The organism is Sphingomonas adhaesiva, from assembly GCF_002374855.1.
Classification (GTDB): domain Bacteria; phylum Pseudomonadota; class Alphaproteobacteria; order Sphingomonadales; family Sphingomonadaceae; genus Sphingomonas; species Sphingomonas adhaesiva.
Window position 1 is genome coordinate 277816 of record NZ_NWVC01000001.1, and the last position, 17296, is coordinate 295111.

Here is a 17296-nt window from a genome sequence, read left to right on the forward strand (position 1 = left end):
TGCGGATTTTTCCAGTCCGTGGGCGAAACGATCGCGTGCCGGTCATCCGATTTCGCGGCGCAGGGTGGCGATCAGGTCGGTGGCGGTGGACAGGCGGGGGGCTTCCTCGTCCAGGATCGCGAGGAAGGCGGCACGCTTGATCGCGGCGATGCGGCCGGCACGCAGGCGGGCGCCGGGGGGCAGGGTGGAGACGGTGATGTCGATCATCCGTTCGGCGCCGTGCAGCCGGCCCCACAGATAGTCGTTCTCCCGATACGCCCTGCTAAAGAAGGCGCCGAAGTTGCTGAATTGTATGCCCTTCAATGTCGCCTCCGCACCGCCCTCGCGGATCGAGCGGGCATCGTCGGGGGAGACGCGGTCGACCTTGATCGGGTCGAATTCGTCGGTGCCCTCACCCTGGAGCAGCGGCATGGTGGCGATGTCGAAATAGGGAAAGCCGAGGTAGTTGAGCAGCATCGGCCGCCGGATCTCGCGCGGCATCGCGGCCAGTGCGGTCGCCATCCGTTCGTCGGTGTCGGCGTCGAGCGTGGTGAGATCGAGCGCGGTGCCCAGCGAGTCGAGCAGCGGACCGGCATCGTCGCGCAGTGCGCGCACGTCGCGGCGAAGCGCGGTGTGCCGCTCGGGAAGGCGCGCGTCGAGATAGGCGCTGAGCGAGTCGTAGATGGCATCGCGCAGCGGCGCGAGCGTGGTTTCGTCGGCCGCGCCCTCCACTTCCGTTAGGCGACGCGCCAGCAACCGCAGGCGGCGGACGCGGAAATTGAGATCGAAGGTGCGCAGGAACGCGATCATCGCGTCGCTGGCCCCGCCCGCGAAGACCGCATCGGGGCCAAGCCCGCGCGCCGCCAGCGCCGCATCCAGCCGCTGGCGCAGTCGCCCGCCGCGCCGCGCCGCCGGCTCCCCGCCGATCGACTGGAGCAGCGCGGCGACGGATTCGACCACCCCGGCGGCCTTCAACTGGCCGTAGCTGGTGTAGGCATAGCCGGCGCGGTCGGCCGCCGACTGCTGCGCGCGGCGACGCCATGCCACCAGCCGCGCGGGGGTGGGACGATCGAGGAACAGCGTGCGGCCGAACAGCCCCTCGATCTCCGCCTCCACCTGCGGGCGGATCGCCTCGGTGATCGCGCGCATCCGCTCGATCCGGCGCGACCGTTCGGCCAGCGCCTCCAGATTGTCGCGGATCGGCTGCTGACGGGGCAGTTCGCTGACCGCGCCGATGATCGTCTGGAAGAAGCCGGGCGCGCCGTGCGTTCCGTTGCGCATCCCGAACTTATGCCCGGGCGACGGATCGATATAGACGAAGCGGCGGTCGATCTGGCGGCGCGCGGGGCGTTCGCGCAGCGCGTCGATCGCCGGGCGGAACGGCGCGTTGGCCAGCACCGAACCGTCGATCAGCACCGCCTTTTCCGCCGCCCGTGCCGCGTCGTGGCGCGGCAGCACGCGCGACAGGAACGCGCGGCGCCCCGGCCACGACTGCCGCCGGCCCTTCAGCACCGCATCCAGCTCCGCCACGGTGAACGGGGGAAAGGCGCCGGGGAAGCTGGAGGTGGCCCGCGCCGCGAAGGCCAGTTCCGCCGGCGCGGCCAGCGTCTGCACCGCATGGCCATGATCGGTGAAGGGGAAGACCAGGCGATGTTCGGTCTCCATCACCTCGGCAGGTGAATGGAGCTGGAGCCGCTCGGGATGCCCGCCGAAATCGGTGACGGTGACGAACAGGTCGAGCGGCTGGCCATCGGGCAGCAGCCGCGGCCCGCGCGGCGCCGCCGCCATGGCGTCGAACGCATCGAGCAGCATCGTGGTGAAGCCCGCGCCGGAAAAGGGCGGTTCGAACCAGCGCGAGCGGATGAAGTGCGACAGCTTGCCCTTCACCTCGTCGCAGGTGGCATCGTCCAGCGCCTCCAGCTGGTCGGCGCTGCGCCCCGCCGCCATCCACGCCAGCGGCATCGCCCACACCTTCGAGAAGCGCGAGGCCGGCGCGGCCTCGGCGTCGATCAGCCGCTCGACATCGGCGCCGTCCAGCCACAGGTCGGTCAGCGGGTCGAGCGACTGGCCGCTGGCGATCGCCTGCGCCAGGAACACGCCGTTGATCCCGCCCGCACTCGCGCCCGCGACGTTATCGGGCAGGATGCGCAGCCGGATGCCGCCCTGCGCCTCGATCTCGGTCAGCAGCTCCAGATAGACCTGTGCGCTCGCGCCGACGCACGCGCCGCCGTCATGCGCGGCGCGGCTGGCGCGCGCTAGGTGCCACACCTCCTTGGTGATGCCGTGCATGTACACCGCCAGGCTGATCCCGCCGTAGCAGACCAGCGCCAGCCGCAATTCCTTCTCGCGCAGCGCCTCCTGGCGTGCGGAGGGCGACGGCGGCGTCATGCCAGTTCCAGTTCCGCCCAGATCGGCAGATGGTCCGACGCGGTACGCGCCGCGGCGCTGGCATGGACGCCGCACGCGGTAATGCGCACATCGGGCGATACCATGATCCGGTCGAGCCGCACGATCGGGCGGCGCGCGTGGAAGCTGGGGCCGGTGTCCGCGAAGCGATAGTCATGGCCGAAATCGCGCAGGCAGCCCGACTGGCGGCTCCATTCGTTGAGATCGCCCATCATCACCGTCGGGCGCCGCGCTGCGCTGGCGCCGACATGCGTCATGATCGCGGCCGCCTGCCGCCGCCGCCACAGGCCCGACAGGTCCAGGTGCATACCCACGACGCGGATCGTGGCGCCGCCCAGGTCCACATCGGCCATCACCGCGCCGCGCGGTTCCAGCGCGGGCAGGTGGACCGGCTCGCAATCGACGACCCGCGCCGACTTGCGCACCAGCAGCGCATTGCCGTGCCAGCCCATGCTGGCGGCGCGGACGGCGACGCCGACCGCCTGCCAGTCGCCATGTTCCTCCAGCAGGTGTGCGGTCAGCACCGCCGCGCGCGTGCCGAAGCGGCGGTCGGCCTCCTGCAGGGCGATGACGTCGGCGTCGATCTCGCGCAGGACCTGCAGGATGCGTTCGGGGTTGCGGCGGCGATCGGTGCCGATCGCCTTGCGCATGTTATAACTGGCGACCTTCACCTTCATGTGCGCACCGTAACGACCACCGCCGCCCGGCGGTTGCACGATGCTGTCACGCAATCGTTACCAACCCGTCTTGACGTTACGGAAAGCTGGGCGCAGCCTCCGTTCTCGAAGTTCGTCGACCGGCGAGCGATGGGCCGCCGCCGACGTCTTCGGGACAGGAGAAGCTGCCATGGCCTATGCCGATAGCGTTCGCGGATCACGTCGTCTCCCTACCATCGCCGGCGTCGCCGCGCTCCATGCCGTCATCGGCTATGCCTTCGTCAGCGGCATGGCGGTGGATGTGGCGGGGCGGATCGAGCGGACGTTCACGACCACCAACATCCCCGTTCCGGCCCCCCCGCCCGTCGACACGCCGCCCCCGCCCAAGCAGGCGCTCGCAAAGACACAGACGCCTCAGCATAGCGAGCCGCCGGTGACCGCATCCACCGCGATCGACGCGCCGGCGTCGAGCTGGACGGTGCCGGTAACGACCTTCCCGCTCGACCCCCCGGTGATCGGCGACCTGCTGCCGCCACAGCCGCAACCCTCCGCCTCGGCATCGCCGGACCTCGCGCGTGGCGCGGCGGTGCGCGGCGACCGCGCTGCGTGGATCACCAACGACGATTATCCCCCCGCCGCGATCCGCGCGGAGGAACAGGGCACGGTGGGGATCAGCATGGCGATCGGCACCAATGGCCGCGTGACGTCATGCCGGGTGACCGCGCCCAGCGGGTCGTCGGCGCTCGATCAGGCGACCTGCCGGCTCTACGCCCAGCGTGCACGCTTCACCCCGGCGCGCGACGCGGCCGGCACGGCAATGGAGGGGAGCTACAGCGACCGGGTGCGCTGGTACCTGCCGCGGTAAACGCACGATCACGCCACCGTCATGCCGGACCCATTCCGGGGTGCGGTGCGCCGCGTCCACACCGGCCGCTGAGGTCGTGGAATGGTGGACCCCGGAACAGGTCCGGGGTGACGGGTGGTCAGGGGGATGGTGCCGGTTGCAGGGATCGAACCCGCGACCTTCGGTTTACAAAACCGCTGCTCTACCAGCTGAGCTAAACCGGCATCGTCCCGCCCCCATGCGTCAGCGGACGCCGAAGGTCCAGCCCTCCGTCGCGGCGATCTGTTCGGTCAACGCGGGGGGATGCCACAGCGCGGCGTCCGCGGCGTGGCGGCGCAGCCATGCCGACGCCATGATCGCGTCGGTGGCGTGATCGTCATAGGCGGGAAGCGGCGCGTGCGGGCCTGAGGCGAGCGCGGCCAGCGCGGCATCCAGCGCGGCGGCATCGCGCAGCTTGCTGCGCCCGCGCGGCACGCCGGCGGCGCGCGCGGCGATCGCGGTATAGATTTCCACCACCAGCGCGCCGCGCGGCGGCACCGCATCGAACGGCCATATCGCGATGCGCCCGGCCAGATGGTGGAGCAGCCGCATCCCCGCGAAGCTGGCCTTGGCCACCTGCGCCGCGCCGATCGCGTCATAGACGGTCGATGGCTTGGTGGTGCCGTCGCCCGCCACCTCGCACGCGCGCCAGTGGAGGAAGTCGCGCTTCGCGCCATCGGCGGCGCCCAGGTAGAAATGGCGCCCGCGCCGCGCCTCCAGGAACGACGCCGCGCCCAGATCAGCATCGTCGCTCATCGCATCGACATAGGCCCATAGCGCGCGGGCGTCGGGGGTGGCCACCGTCTCCCCCGGCAGATGCGCGCCGCGCGTCACGAACGGCGCGGAAAAGCTGAAGTCGAACCCGGCCAGCAGCGCATCGTCGCGCTGTGCCGCCAGCCAGTCGAGCACGCCGCGCCGCGACCACGCACGGCCGTCGGGCGCGGCGACCAGCGTCGGCGGGGCATCGCCCGCGTCGCAGGTGGCGACCGCGATGCCGCGGTGGCGGTCGCCCTTCGCCCCCGACCAGTCGATCGCTGCGAAGCGTGTGAAGCGGGTGGGGGTCACCGTGCCGCGATCACCTCCGCGGCGAAGCGTGCGACGTCGAAGCGTGCTCCGCCGGGGTCCTCGCCGCGCCGCACGATCACCAGCCGTTCCGACGGGATGACCATCACATATTGGCCGCGATTGCCCTGCGCCGAATAACTGCCGACGGGTAGGCCCTGGCTGGCGCCGAACAGCCACATCGTCGCGCCATAGCCCTCCGCCCGGTCGGGCTGCGGCCCGGCGGGGGTGGTCATGTAGCGCATCCAGTCCGCGGGCAGCAGCCGCTTGCCCTGCCACACCCCGTCCTGCAGCCAGAACTGCCCCAGCCGCGCGAGATCGCGCGCGGTGGTGTATACGTCGCTCGACAGGATGAAATTGCCCTGCCAGTCCGCCTCCGCGACGGTGTGGCGCATCCCCAGCGTCGCGAACAGCCGCGACGGCAGCGCGCGATAGCGGGCCTCGCCCAGCGTTGCGCGCAGCGATCGGACCGCCAGCATGATGTCATTGTTGGCATAGCGGAACCGCTCGCCCGGCTGGGTCGCCAGCGGCCACGACGTCGCCTGTTCGGTGACGGTGGTGCCGCCGAAATAGATCGCGTCGGTGCGGTTGCCCGCGGTGTCGCTGTGCAGGCCCGACGACATGCGCAACAGCTGGTCCAGCGTGATCCGCGCTCGCGGATCGGCGCCCCACGGGCTTTTCCATTCGGGGATGTTGGCCAGCTGGCGCGGGTCGACCCCTGCCAGGCCCACCAATGTCCCCGCGATGCTCTTGGCCACCGACCAGGTGCGGTTGGCGACGAACGGGCCGAAGCCGTCGCGATAGCGTTCCGCCACGACCTTCCCGTCGCGCAGCACCACCACGCCCAGCGTCTCGCTGCCCGCGCCGAAGCTGCCGTCGAACGCGCGGTCGACGGCGCGCGCCAGCGGTGCGGACGGGCGCGGCGCGATGCCCGCATCGCCCAGCGGCCAGGCGCGCGGATCGGCACCCAGCGGACCCGAAGGGCCGGCAGCGGGGGCGGGCGACACCGGCACCGGTGCGCCGATCGGGTAGAGCGTGCACCCGCCCGCGCGCGTCCAGGTGGCGCGGCGCGGCGGCAGGCGGCGCTCGGCGTCGAACTCCACGATCACGCTGGCCGAACGCCGGTCGACCAGCGCGGGCAGTGCGGGGACGATGCGGTCATATTCCGGGTAGATGCCGCGCAATTCAACCTGCTCGACCTGCCGCTCGGCGCGCCCGGCGTTGAAGACGCCGCCGCACAGGAACGACGCCTTGTACCCCGCCGCGATCGCGCGGGCATAGGTGCCGCGGTCGCTTTGCTGCACCGATTGCGGCGATTGCGCCGCCGCGGCGACGGGGGCGAGGAGGGCGAGCGGGAGGAGGAGGCTAGTCGGAACGCGCATGGCGGCGTTCTTCCCACCAGGCGAGGCGTTCGGCAACGCGCTTTTCGTAACCGCGCTGCGTGGGTTCGTAGAAGCTCTGCGGCGGCAGTTCGTCGGGCCAATAATTGGCGCCGGAAAAGCCGCCGTCGGCGTCATGATCATATTCGTAGCCCCCGCCATAGCCGATCTGCTTCATCAGCTTCGTCGGCGCGTTCAGGATATTGGCGGGCGGCATCAGCGACCCGGTCTCCTTCGCGCTGCGCCACGCCTTTTTCTGCGCCATATAGGCGGCGTTCGATTTGGGGGCGGTGGCCAGGTACAGGCACGCCTGGACGATCGCCAGTTCTCCCTCCGGCGAGCCGAGGAAGTCATAGGTGTCCTTGGCGGCGATGCACTGCACCAGCGCCTGCGGGTCGGCCAGGCCGATATCCTCCACCGCGGCGCGGGTCAGGCGGCGCAGGACGTAGAGCGGCTCCTCCCCCGCGGTCAGCATCCGCGCGAGATAGTAGAGCGCGGCCTGCGGATCGGAACCGCGGATCGATTTGTGGAGCGCGCTGATGAGGTTGTAATGCCCCTCGCGATCCTTGTCGTAGACCGCGACGCGGCGCTGCAGGAACGCGGACAGGCCGGCGGCGTCGAGCGGTTCGCCGATGTCGACCGAGAACAGCGTCTCCACCTGGTTGAGCAGGAAGCGCCCGTCGCCATCGGCGCTGGCGACCAGCGCGTCGCGCGCGGCATCGGTCAGCGGCAGCGCGCGGCCGACCTCCGCCTCGGCACGCGCGATCAGCTGTTCCAGCGCGGGGCGGGCGAGCCGGTGGAGGATCAGTACCTGCGCGCGGCTGAGCAAAGCGGCGTTGAGCTCGAACGAGGGGTTTTCGGTGGTCGCGCCGACCAGCGTGACCGTGCCGTCCTCGACATAGGGGAGGAAGCCGTCCTGCTGCGCGCGGTTGAAGCGGTGAATCTCGTCCACGAACAGCAGGGTGCGCTTGCCCAGCCGCGCATGGTCGCGCGCCTCCGCGAAGACCTTCTTCAGGTCCGCCACGCCAGAGAAGACCGCCGAGATCGGCGCGAACCGCAAGCCCACCGCATCGGCGAGCAACCGCGCGATGGTGGTCTTGCCGGTGCCCGGCGGCCCCCACAGGATCATCGACGACAGACGCCCGGCCGCGACCATCCGCCCGATCGCGCCGTCCGCGCCGGTCAGATGTTCCTGCCCGACCACATCGCCCAGCGTGTGCGGGCGCAGCCGGTCGGCAAGCGGGGCGTCGTCGGAGACGGCGGCGTCGGCAGGGGGCGCGGGTTCGAACCCGGCGAAGAGGTCGGCCATGGAGAGGAAATAGCGACTGGTGCGCGGGAGCGGGAGGGGGCCACTCAACATCTGCATTAAAATATATCTTGACCGCTCTTGACGGCAATTATCAAAGATATATCTTGGCGCTATCGTAAGGAGATGGAACGATGAGGCATCATCACATGCACGGCCGCGGCGATCGCTACGCGCGCTGGGAAGCCCGGCTGGCGCAAGGGGCGCTTGACGCCATGCGCGGCAGTCCGTTCGGCGGCGACTGGTTCACATCGGGCGAGCGGCCCGGCGGCGGGCGGCGCGCGCGGATGTTCGACGGCAGCGAGTTGCGGCTGGTCCTGCTGAAGCTGATCGCCGACGAACCGCGCCACGGCTACGACCTGATCCGCGCGATCGAGGCGCTGACCGCGGGTGCCTATGCCCCCAGCCCGGGGGTGGTCTATCCCACGCTGACGCTGCTCGACGAGATGGGGCTGATCGAGGAACGGCAGTCCGAGGGCGCGAAGAAGCGCTTCGGCGCGACGGCGGCGGGGCAGGCGCATCTCGCCGAACACGCCGCACAGGTCGCGGCGATCATGGCGCGGCTGGAGGCGCTGGCGGCGCATCGCCAGCGGGCGGACATCGCGCCGGTCCGCCGGGCGATGGGCAACCTGCGCGTCGCGCTGGGCAATGCCTTCGCGCAGGGCGAGGTGCCGCAGGAACGCCTGCATGAGGTCGCGGCAATGATCGACGAACTGGCGCAGAAGGTGGAGCGACTGAAATGAGCGTCTCCGTCGCCCGCGTGCCGACCGCATCGGCCAGCCGCTATCTCCAGCAACTCGCCAAGCACTGGAGCCACAAGATGGAGGTCAGCTTCTCCGCCGAGGAAGCGCGCATCGCCTTTCCGAACGGATCGGTGCTGGAACTGCGTGCCGACAGCGCCACGCTGGACGTGGTGCTGACCGTTCCCGACGATGGCCCCGACGATGGCGTTGTGGCGCGGATGCGCGAGGTGGTGGCCAGCCACCTCGACCGGTTCGCCTTCCGCGAGGCGCCGCTGACGTTTGATTGGCGGGACGGCGACTGGCGCGACGGCGCGTGACGCCCTAGCGTCCGCGCGCCGCCAGCACCTCGCGATAGGCGGTCAGCACCGCTTCGTTCGCGGCGTCCCAGCGGAAATCCTGCGCGCGGACATGTGCGGCGGCGCCGATCCGTGCGCGCAGGGCGTCGTCGCGGACCAGCCGCTCGATCGCGTCGGCATAGGCTTCCACATCCTGCGGCGTCACCAGAAAGCCGGTGCGGCCCTCCTCCAGCAGGTCGACCGCGCCGGTGGCGCGCGCCGCCACCACGGGCACCCCGGCGGCCATCGCCTCCGACGTCACCTGTCCCCAGGTTTCGGTGACGCTGGGGTTGAACAGCATGTCCATCGACGCCACCGCGCGGCCCAGGTCGTCGCCGCTCTGGAAACCGGCGAAGGCGGCGTTGGGGACGCGCTCCGCGAACCATTCCTGCGCCGGCCCCTTGCCGACCACCAGAACGCGATGCGGTACCCCGCGCGCCTCCAGCACGCGCAGCACGTCGGCGAATACGCCCAGACCCTTTTCCAGCACCAGCCGGCCGAGGAAGCCGATCGCCAGTTCGTCGTCGGCGATCCCCAGCGACCGGCGCCATTCCAGGCTGCGCTGGTCGGGGTGGAACCGGCGGTGGTTGACGCCGCGTCCCCAGATCGAGATTGGCGACGTCACCCCGAAATCGCGCAGCACCTCCGCCATCGACGGGGTGGGGACCAGCACGCGGTCGGCACGGTTGTAGAACCGGCGCAGGATCGCCTTGATCGCCGGCTGGATCGCCGCCAGCCCGTAATATTGGAAATAGGTTTCGAACCGGGTGTGAACGGTCGCCACCACGGGTATGCCGCGCCGCCGCGCCCAGGTGACCGCCGCATGGCCCAGGAATTCGGGCGCCGACACGTGCACCAGGTCGGGCGCGAACGCCGCCAGATCGCGGCGCGGCTTGCGCGGCAGGCCGCGGCCCAGCCGATATTCGCCGCGCCCGCCGGGCATCGCCACCGCGGGCACGTCCACCACCTCGCCGCGCGCCTCGAACGCCGGGGTGCGCGTGGTGGGCGAATAGACGCGCACCTGCACCCCGCGGTCGAGCAGGTGCCCGACCAGCAGGTTCTGCGCCTGGTTCGCGCCGTCACGGACGTAATTGTAGTTGCCGCTGAAGAACGCGACGCGAAGCGGGGACGTGGGGGCGGGCGACGGATCGGTCATCGCGCCCGGTTAACCGCGATATGGGGCAAAATCGCGACGATCGCCCCGGCGGCGTGCACGCGGGCGCGCGGTTATGCCGCCGGCTCGATCTCGTCCTTGCGGCGGACGCGGCGGATGCGGGGTTCGCGGCCCAGCATCGCCTCGCGCCGGATCACCTGGCGCAGTTCGTCGCGCTTGTCGTGGATCGACGCGATCACCGGCCCCATCGCGACGCCCAGGTCGACCAGCACCGCTTCGGACAGCTGGAGCGAGCTTTCCAGCGTTTCGGGCACCGCATCGGTGACCCCGGCCTTGTACAGTTCGGCGGCGTGCACCGTGTCGCGCGCGCGGGCGATGATCGGCAGGTCGGGGAAGGCGGCGCGCACGCGCCGCGCGACCCGCACGGTCAGCACCGGTTCGTCCATCGTCAGGATCAGCGCGCGCGCCCGCGACAGGTCCAGCCGCTCGATCATCTCGGTGCGCGACACGTCGCCGAACACGATCGGATAGCCCGCATCGCGCGCGGCGGCGACCGCGTCGATATCCGCCTCCACCGCGACGTACGGCTGGTCGTGGCGCGCCAGCATATCCGCCACCAGCCGCCCGACGCGGCCGAACCCGAACACCACCGCGCGCGTGCCGTCGGCATGGTCGATCGTGTCGGGCACCGGAGCGCGCCCCTCCAGCCGGCGCGAAATCGCGCTGCCCAGCTGCGCCAGCAGCGGCGTGATCGTCAGCCCGATCGCGGTCACCGTCTGCCAGAACGTCGCGGTCGATGCCTGGATCAGCTGCGCCTGCGCCGCGGTCGCCAGCACGATCAGCGTCGTTTCCGACGGACTGCCCATCAGCAGCCCGGTTTCGGCCGCCACGCCGGGGCGCGCCTGCGCAACGCGCAGCAACAGGTAGGTGACGACCGCCTTGACCGCGACGACGCCGACCACCGCGGCCAGCAGCGCAGCCCAGTTGGCGAGGATCAGCGACAGGTCCAGGCTCATCCCCACGGTGATAAGGAACACGCCCAGCGCCAGCCCCTTGAACGGCGCGGTCATCACCTCGACCTCGGTATGATATTCGGTTTCCGCGATCAGCAGCCCGGCCAGCAGCGCGCCGACGATCGGCGACAGCCCCGCGGCGGTGGTCGCGACGCTGGCGACGATGACGACCAGCAGCGATGCGGCCAGGAACAGCTCCGGGCTTTTGGTGCGTGCGGCCTGCGCGAACAGCCGCGGCAGGACCAGCCGCCCGCCGACGTACATCGCCACCACGGTCAACCCGCCGCGCAGTGCGACCCCGGCGATGCCGGCCCACCCCTCGGCGCTGGCGGTGGGCGCCATCGCGCCCAGCGCGAAGATGATCGGGACCAGCGCCAGATCCTCGAACAGCAGCATCGCGAACGCGCCGCGCCCGACCGGGCTGGTCGTCCCCACCAGCGGCAGCACCAGCGCGGTGGACGACAAAGCGAGCGCGAGGCCCAGTCCCGCCGATCCGCCCCAGCTCTGCCCCAGCCAGTGCAGCGTCACGCCGATCAGTGCCGCCGAACCGAGCAGTTCCGCCGCGCCGGTGCCGAACACCAGTCGGCGCAGGTTCCACAATCGCTTGAACGACAGTTCCAGCCCGATCGAGAACAGCAGCAGGACGATGCCGAATTCGGCGAACGGCGCGATGGATTCGGGGTCCGATATCGTCAGATAGTACAGCCACGGCGCGTTCGGGACGAGTGAGCCCAGCCCCGCCGGGCCGACCAGCGCGCCGACCAGGATGAAGCCGATCACCGGGCTGATGCGGAAGCGCGCGAAGGCGGGGATCACCAGCCCCGCAGCGCCCAGCACCACCAGCGCGTCCGAGAAACCATGATTGTCGAGACCGATCGCCATGCCCGCGACCCTAGGCGGTGCGGGGCGTGGTTGTCAGCCGTTAAGCGGCGAAATCGGCGCGGCCACAACGAAAAGGGCCGCCGCGATCCATGCGATCGCGGCGGCCCTTCATCGATGGTGGCGGCGCGGGCGATGCCGCGCCGCGCGGGCGTCAGGCCCAGTTAGCCATCTTGTTTTCCAGGTTGACGCGCACCGCCTCGAAGAACTGCTCGGTGGTCATCCACTTCTGGTCCGGGCCGATCAGGATCGCCAGATCCTTGGTCATGTCGCCGTTCTCGACCGTTTCGATGCAGACCTGCTCGAGCGTCTCGGCGAAGCGGGTGACGTCGGGCGTGCCATCGAACTTGCCGCGATACTTCAGGCCGCCGGTCCAGGCGAAGATCGACGCGATCGGGTTGGTCGACGTCGCCTTGCCCTGCTGGTGCTGGCGGAAGTGGCGGGTGACGGTGCCGTGCGCGGCCTCTGCCTCGATCGTCTTGCCGTCCGGGGTCATCAGCACCGAGGTCATCAGCCCCAGCGAGCCGAAGCCCTGCGCGACCTGGTCCGACTGGACGTCGCCGTCATAGTTCTTGCACGCCCACACGAATTCGCCGTTCCACTTCAGCGCGCTGGCGACCATGTCGTCGATCAGGCGGTGTTCGTAGACGATGCCGGCGTCCTTGAACGCATCCTTGAACTCGGCCTCGAACACCTCGGCGAAGATGTCCTTGAAGCGGCCGTCATACGCCTTGAGGATGGTGTTCTTGGTCGACAGGTACACCGGCCAGCCGCGGCCCAGGCCGTAGTTCATCGACGCGCGCGCGAAGTCGCGGATCGATTCGTCCAGGTTGTACATGCCCATCGCGACGCCGGCGCCGGGGAAGTTGAACACCTCCTCCTCGATCGTCTCGCCGTTCTCGCCTTCCCACTTCATCGTCAGGCGGCCCTTGCCGGGCACCTTGAAATCGGTGGCCTTATACTGGTCGCCGAACGCATGGCGCCCGACGACGATCGGGTGCGTCCAGCCAGGGATCAGGCGGGGCACGTTGCGGATCACGATCGGTTCGCGGAAGACCACCCCGCCCAGGATGTTGCGGATCGTGCCGTTGGGCGACTTCCACATCTTCTTGAGCTTGAATTCCTCGACGCGCGCCTCGTCCGGGGTGATCGTGGCGCACTTCACGCCGACGCCGTACTTCTGGATGGCGTGGGCGGAATCGACGGTCACCTTGTCGTCGGTGCGGTCGCGCTCCTCGACGCCCAGGTCGTAATAATCGAGGTCGATGTCGAGATACGGCTTGATCAGGCGCTCGCGGATCCATTCCCAGATGATCCGCGTCATCTCGTCGCCGTCGATCTCCACGACGGGCGTCTTCACCTTGATCTTGGCCATGTGCGCTTCCTTTTGAGGGAGGTTTGGCGCGGTCGATAGGGGGAAGGGGGCGGGGGATCAAGGCACGCCGCCGGTATCCGCGCGTGGCGGCAAGCGTTGTCACCGCGCGCCGGGGCCGATAGACCGCGCGGATGACTTCTCTCGACAAGCCGCCGCAGCACGGCGGGATCCCCGTCACCACGACCGTCAAATGGCGTTTCCCCGCCGTCCATCCGGAAGGGCAGAAATTCACCGCGATCGCGTTCGGCATCACGCTGCTGATGACGATCGTGTCGAAGGTGTTCTTCTGGCCGTTCCTGGGCATTACCCTGTGGGTGGCGGCGTTCTTCCGCGATCCGGTGCGCGCGACGCCGGTGGGCGACGACCTGATCGTTTCCCCCGCCGACGGACTGGTCACGATGATCGAGCGGGTTCCCGTCCCGCGCGAGCTGGTGGGCGAGTTGGGCGAGGCGCCGATGGTGCGCGTGTCGGTGTTCATGTCGGTGTTCGACGTCCACATCAACCGTTCGCCGATCGCGGGCACGATCCGTCAGGTCGTCTATATATCCGGCAAATTCCTGAACGCCGATCTGGACAAGGCGTCGGAAGAGAACGAACGCCAGCATTTCGTGGTCGAGGGGTTCGACGGGCGCAAGGTCGGCTTCACGCAGATCGCGGGGCTGGTCGCGCGGCGCATCGTCGCCTTCGCGAAGATCGGCGATATCGTCGGCGCCGGCCAGCGCGTCGGGCTGATCCGCTTCGGCAGCCGTGTCGACGTGTTTCTGCCCGAAGGCTGCGTGCCGCAGGTCGCGCTGGGGCAGCGCGCGATTGCGGGCGAAACGGTGCTGGGCCGCTTCGGCGGCGCCCCGGTCAGCGCGATCGCGCAATAGGATGCGCGCGCCGCTTCCCCGCCGCCCGCTCGGCCGCCGCCCCGTCGGCGGCCTGCCGCTGCGATCGGTCGCACCCAATGCGGTGACCGCGCTGGCGCTATGCTCCGGCCTGTCGGGCATCCGCTTCGCGATTTCCGGCAATTGGGAACTGGCGGTGGTGATGGTGCTGGTCGCCGGGGTGCTCGACGGACTGGACGGGCGGGTCGCGCGGATGCTGCACGGCGAAAGCCGCTTCGGTGCCGAGCTGGATTCGCTGTCCGATGCGATCTCGTTCGGCGTGTCGCCGGCGCTGATCGTCTATCTCTGGTCGCTCAACACATTGCCGCGGTTCGGTTGGATGGCGGCGCTGGTGCTGGCGGTGTTCTGCGCACTGCGCCTCGCGCGCTTCAACGCCGCGATCGACGCGGCAGAACAGCCGCACAAGTCCGCCGGCTTCCTGACCGGCGTGCCTGCGCCTGCGGGGGCGGCACTTGCGCTGCTGCCGCTGTTCCTGTGGTTTGTGACGGAGGAACCGATCCTGCGCGACCCGCGGCTGATCGCGCCATGGACAATCTTCGTCGCGCTGCTGATGGTGTCGAGTATCGCGACCTTTTCCTGGACGTCGCTGCGGCTACGGCGCAACATCCGGTTCGAGGCGATCGCGGTCGTGGTATTGGTGGGCGCCGCCGCGGTCAGCGCCCCGTGGCAGACCGCCGCTGCCGCTGGCGTCGCCTATCTGCTCGCGATCCCGTTCAGCGTCGCAAGCTACGGCCGGGTCAAGCGGCTTCGCGCTGGCGCACCGTCCGGGCCTGCATCGTCGAGCCCGCCCAGCGCCTGACGGCGATGCGCCGCTCGGCCTGGACCAGCACCGCCAGCGGTTCGAATCGCGCCGCTTCCGGCTGGCCGCGCAGCACCGCGACGATGCGCGCCATGTTCGGCGCCAGCGTCGCCGCCATCGCATAGCCCACCAGCGTCAGCGCGCCGCCGAAGATCATCACCGCCAGAACCGTCGCCATCGTCCGCCTCCTCAATCGTCCCACGCGAACCCGAGCACGCCAATCACCGGAATCCCTGCAAGGTTCCGGATATTCGTTCCGAAGCGGCACTTTGTGTCGCGGCCCCGTAACGAAAATCGGCGCAAACCTGAGCGAGGTTCGCCCTCTGTTCCGCCGCCTTGTTCCACCTCTGTTCCGGCGTGTCAAGCGGCAAGGGGGCACTTGTCTTCCATGGTCGATTGCGCTAAGCGCCCCGCCTCAACCCCGCATGGGAAGCATCATCAACCGGTGCGCCGGCCTTCGAGGCACGCGTCACTCGCTTCCCAGAGGCTTAACCGGAAGGAACATATCCCATGGCGGCACCTGTCGTCTCGATGCAGCAGCTGATCGAAACCGGCGCGCACTTCGGCCACCAGACGCACCGCTGGAACCCGAAGATGAAGCCCTACATCTTCGGTGAGCGCAACGGCGTCCACATCATCGACCTGTCGCAGACCGTGCCGCTGTTCGCGCGCGCGCTGGAATTCGTGTCGCAGTCGGTGGCTCAGGGCGGCAAGGTGCTGTTCGTCGGCACCAAGCGCCAGGCGCAGGAGCCGGTCGCCGACGCCGCGCGCCGTGCGGGCCAGCATTTCGTCAACCACCGCTGGCTGGGCGGGATGCTGACCAACTGGAAGACGATCAGCAACTCGATCAAGCGTCTGAAGGCGCTGGAAGAGCAGCTGTCGGGCAACACCGCGGGCCTGACCAAGAAGGAAGTGCTGCAGCTGACCCGCGAGCGCGACAAGCTGGAGCTGTCGCTGGGCGGTATCCGCGACATGGGCGGCGTGCCGGACGTGATGTTCGTGATCGACGCCAACAAGGAAGAGCTGGCGATCAAGGAAGCCAACACGCTGGGCATCCCGGTCGTCGCGATCCTCGATTCGAACGTGTCGCCGGACGGCATCGCCTTCCCGGTGCCCGCCAATGACGACGCGGCGCGCGCGATCCGCCTGTATTGCGAGGCGATCGCGATCGCCGCGACCCGTGGCAACCAGCAGCAGCAGGCCAGCCGCGGCGTCGACCTGGGCGCGATGAGCGAGCCGCCCGCTGAGGAGGCGCTGGCCGAGGCCCCGGCCGCTGCCGAGGGCGAAGCCGCCACCGCGTAAGCGACGCGCGAATGTCATGGAGGCTCCCTATGGAGCCTCCCCGATTTCCCGTTCGAGGCGCGGCGGTTCGCATCCGGATCGTCGCGCTTCGGCGCATCTGAGTGAGGACAGTATAATGGCCGATATCACGGCAGCGATGGTCAAGGACCTGCGCGAGAAGAGCGGCGCGGGCATGATGGATTGCAAGAAGGCGCTGAACGAGGCCGGCGGCGACATGGACGCCGCGCTGGACTGGCTGCGCACTAAGGGCTTGGCCGCGGCGCAGAAGAAGTCGAGCCGCACGGCCGCCGAAGGTCTGGTCGGCGTCGCCGTCTCCGGCACCACGGGCGCGGTGGTCGAGGTCAATTCCGAGACCGACTTCGTCGCCAAGAACGAGCAGTTCCAGGGCTTCGTGCGTGACGTGACGCAGATTGCGCTCGCCACCGGCGGTGACGTCGATGCGATCAAGGGCGCGGCGATGCCGTCGGGCAAGACCGTCGAGGAGGCGCTGACCAACAACATCGCCACGATCGGCGAGAACCAGTCGATCCGCCGCGCCAAGCGTCTGGAAGTGTCGAAGGGCGCGGTCGTGTCCTACGTCCACAACCAGCAGGCGCCGGGCATGGGCAAGATCGGCGTGCTCGTCGCGCTCGAATCGGATGCCTCGGACGAGGTGCTGCAGAAGCTGGGCCGCGACCTGGCGATGCACGTCGCCGCGGCGTTCCCGAAGGCGCTGAACGAGGGCGACCTGGACGAGGCCGAGATCGAGCGCGAGCGCGCGATCGCGACCGAAAAGGCTGCCGAATCCGGCAAGCCGGCCGACATCATCGCCAAGATGGTCGAGGGCTCGATCGCCAAGTACCGCAAGGAACACGCGCTGGTCAGCCAGCTGTTCGTGATGGACGGCAAGACCAAGATCAGCGACGTCGTCGCCAAGGCGGGCAAGGATGCCGGGGCGCAGATCGTCCTGAAGGACTATGTCCGCTTCCAGCTGGGCGAGGGCATCGAGAAGGAAGTGTCCGACTTCGCGGCCGAAGTCGCTGCCGCATCGGGCGTGCCGCAGCACGCCTGACGCGCGCGCCCGGCGCCTGCGCCGGGCCGCATCACGAGCCGCCGCGCCGGGTGACCGGGGCGGCGGTTTGCATGTCGGCGCGGGCGGGGGCGTCGCCCTTGTCAACCCATTGCCAGTCGCGGGCCCC

General features: G+C 69.7%; 16 protein-coding genes and 1 tRNA gene. 7 read left to right on the forward strand and 10 right to left on the reverse strand.

The features are described 5' to 3' along the window. Nucleotides 1–42 precede the first annotated feature (42 nt). Both COA07_RS01385 and COA07_RS01390 read right to left on the reverse strand, forming a co-directional pair. On the reverse strand, nt 43–2367 hold the full coding sequence (locus tag COA07_RS01385) for a patatin-like protein (RefSeq protein ID WP_096640354.1): 2325 nt from the start codon (nt 2365–2367) through the stop codon (nt 43–45). Continuing rightward, entirely contained in the window at nt 2364–3062 is a 699-nt protein-coding gene (locus COA07_RS01390; protein WP_066712873.1) for an endonuclease/exonuclease/phosphatase family protein, read from the reverse strand. The genes COA07_RS01385 and COA07_RS01390 overlap by 4 nt, the downstream gene beginning before the upstream one ends. A 169-nt stretch (nt 3063–3231) precedes the next feature. Between COA07_RS01390 and COA07_RS01395 the strand changes: the two genes are divergently transcribed. After that, on the forward strand, nt 3232–3906 hold the full coding sequence (locus COA07_RS01395) for an energy transducer TonB (protein ID WP_066712875.1): 675 nt from the start codon (nt 3232–3234) through the stop codon (nt 3904–3906). Between the two features lie 127 nt (nt 3907–4033). Here the strand turns inward: COA07_RS01395 and COA07_RS01400 are convergent. The 4 genes from COA07_RS01400 to COA07_RS01415 form a co-directional block, all read right to left on the reverse strand. Continuing rightward, nucleotides 4034–4109 (reverse strand) — tRNA-Thr (locus COA07_RS01400). 19 nt (nt 4110–4128) lie between these two features. Further along, the gene (locus COA07_RS01405) at nt 4129–4989 is read right to left on the reverse strand and encodes a hypothetical protein (protein ID WP_096640356.1); all 861 of its coding nucleotides are present in this window, start codon (nt 4987–4989) and stop codon (nt 4129–4131) included. Beyond that, nucleotides 4986–6368, reverse strand: coding sequence for a serine hydrolase domain-containing protein (locus COA07_RS01410; RefSeq protein WP_096640358.1), 1383 nt, complete (start codon nt 6366–6368; stop codon nt 4986–4988). Before COA07_RS01410 ends, COA07_RS01405 begins: the two co-directional genes overlap by 4 nt. Next, nucleotides 6352–7674 carry a replication-associated recombination protein A gene (locus COA07_RS01415; RefSeq protein ID WP_066713079.1) on the reverse strand — a complete coding sequence of 441 codons (1323 nt, stop codon included), beginning with the start codon at nt 7672–7674 and terminating at the stop codon, nt 6352–6354. The genes COA07_RS01410 and COA07_RS01415 overlap by 17 nt, the downstream gene beginning before the upstream one ends. Nucleotides 7675–7805: 131 nt before the next feature. On the opposite strand from COA07_RS01415, the gene COA07_RS01420 reads away from it, so the two are divergent. Together COA07_RS01420 and COA07_RS01425 are read left to right on the forward strand one after the other, a co-directional pair. After that, a complete protein-coding gene (locus COA07_RS01420; protein WP_066713082.1) occupies nt 7806–8414 on the forward strand; it encodes a PadR family transcriptional regulator in 609 nt (202 codons plus the stop codon). Next, entirely contained in the window at nt 8411–8731 is a 321-nt protein-coding gene (locus tag COA07_RS01425; protein ID WP_066713085.1) for a DUF2218 domain-containing protein, read from the forward strand. Before COA07_RS01420 ends, COA07_RS01425 begins: the two co-directional genes overlap by 4 nt. Before the next feature lie 4 nt (nt 8732–8735). Here COA07_RS01425 and COA07_RS01430 read toward each other — a convergent pair whose 3' ends face one another. The 3 genes from COA07_RS01430 to COA07_RS01440 all read right to left on the reverse strand — a co-directional run bounded on the left by COA07_RS01430 (nt 8736) and on the right by COA07_RS01440 (nt 13130). Then, a complete protein-coding gene (locus COA07_RS01430) occupies nt 8736–9905 on the reverse strand; it encodes a glycosyltransferase family 4 protein (RefSeq protein WP_096640360.1) in 1170 nt (389 codons plus the stop codon). A gap of 71 nt (nt 9906–9976) precedes the next feature. Continuing rightward, nucleotides 9977–11758, reverse strand: coding sequence for a cation:proton antiporter domain-containing protein (locus COA07_RS01435; protein ID WP_066709071.1), 1782 nt, complete (start codon nt 11756–11758; stop codon nt 9977–9979). Nucleotides 11759–11909: 151 nt separating this feature from the next. Beyond that, on the reverse strand, nt 11910–13130 hold the full coding sequence (locus COA07_RS01440; RefSeq protein WP_066709073.1) for an NADP-dependent isocitrate dehydrogenase: 1221 nt from the start codon (nt 13128–13130) through the stop codon (nt 11910–11912). 131 nt (nt 13131–13261) lie between these two features. Here COA07_RS01440 and COA07_RS01445 point away from each other — a divergent pair, with 131 nt between their 5' ends. After that, nucleotides 13262–13999, forward strand: a complete 738-nt coding sequence (locus COA07_RS01445) for a phosphatidylserine decarboxylase (protein WP_066709075.1) — start codon at nt 13262–13264, stop codon at nt 13997–13999. Nucleotide 14000: 1 nt separating this feature from the next. After that, nucleotides 14001–14816, forward strand: coding sequence for a CDP-alcohol phosphatidyltransferase family protein (locus COA07_RS01450; protein ID WP_066709077.1), 816 nt, complete (start codon nt 14001–14003; stop codon nt 14814–14816). Here COA07_RS01450 and COA07_RS01455 read toward each other — a convergent pair. Further along, nucleotides 14755–14994: a hypothetical protein gene (locus tag COA07_RS01455; RefSeq protein WP_245841946.1), complete on the reverse strand. Its 240-nt coding sequence runs from the start codon at nt 14992–14994 to the stop codon at nt 14755–14757. The two genes, COA07_RS01450 and COA07_RS01455, sit on opposite strands and share 62 nt — an antisense overlap. A gap of 332 nt (nt 14995–15326) precedes the next feature. Here COA07_RS01455 and rpsB point away from each other — a divergent pair, with 332 nt between their 5' ends. Continuing rightward, on the forward strand, nt 15327–16118 hold the full coding sequence (rpsB, locus tag COA07_RS01460; RefSeq protein WP_066709080.1) for a 30S ribosomal protein S2: 792 nt from the start codon (nt 15327–15329) through the stop codon (nt 16116–16118). 115 nt (nt 16119–16233) lie between these two features. Next, entirely contained in the window at nt 16234–17169 is a 936-nt protein-coding gene (gene tsf / locus COA07_RS01465) for a translation elongation factor Ts (protein WP_066709083.1), read from the forward strand. The last annotated feature ends 127 nt before the right edge of the window (nt 17170–17296 follow it).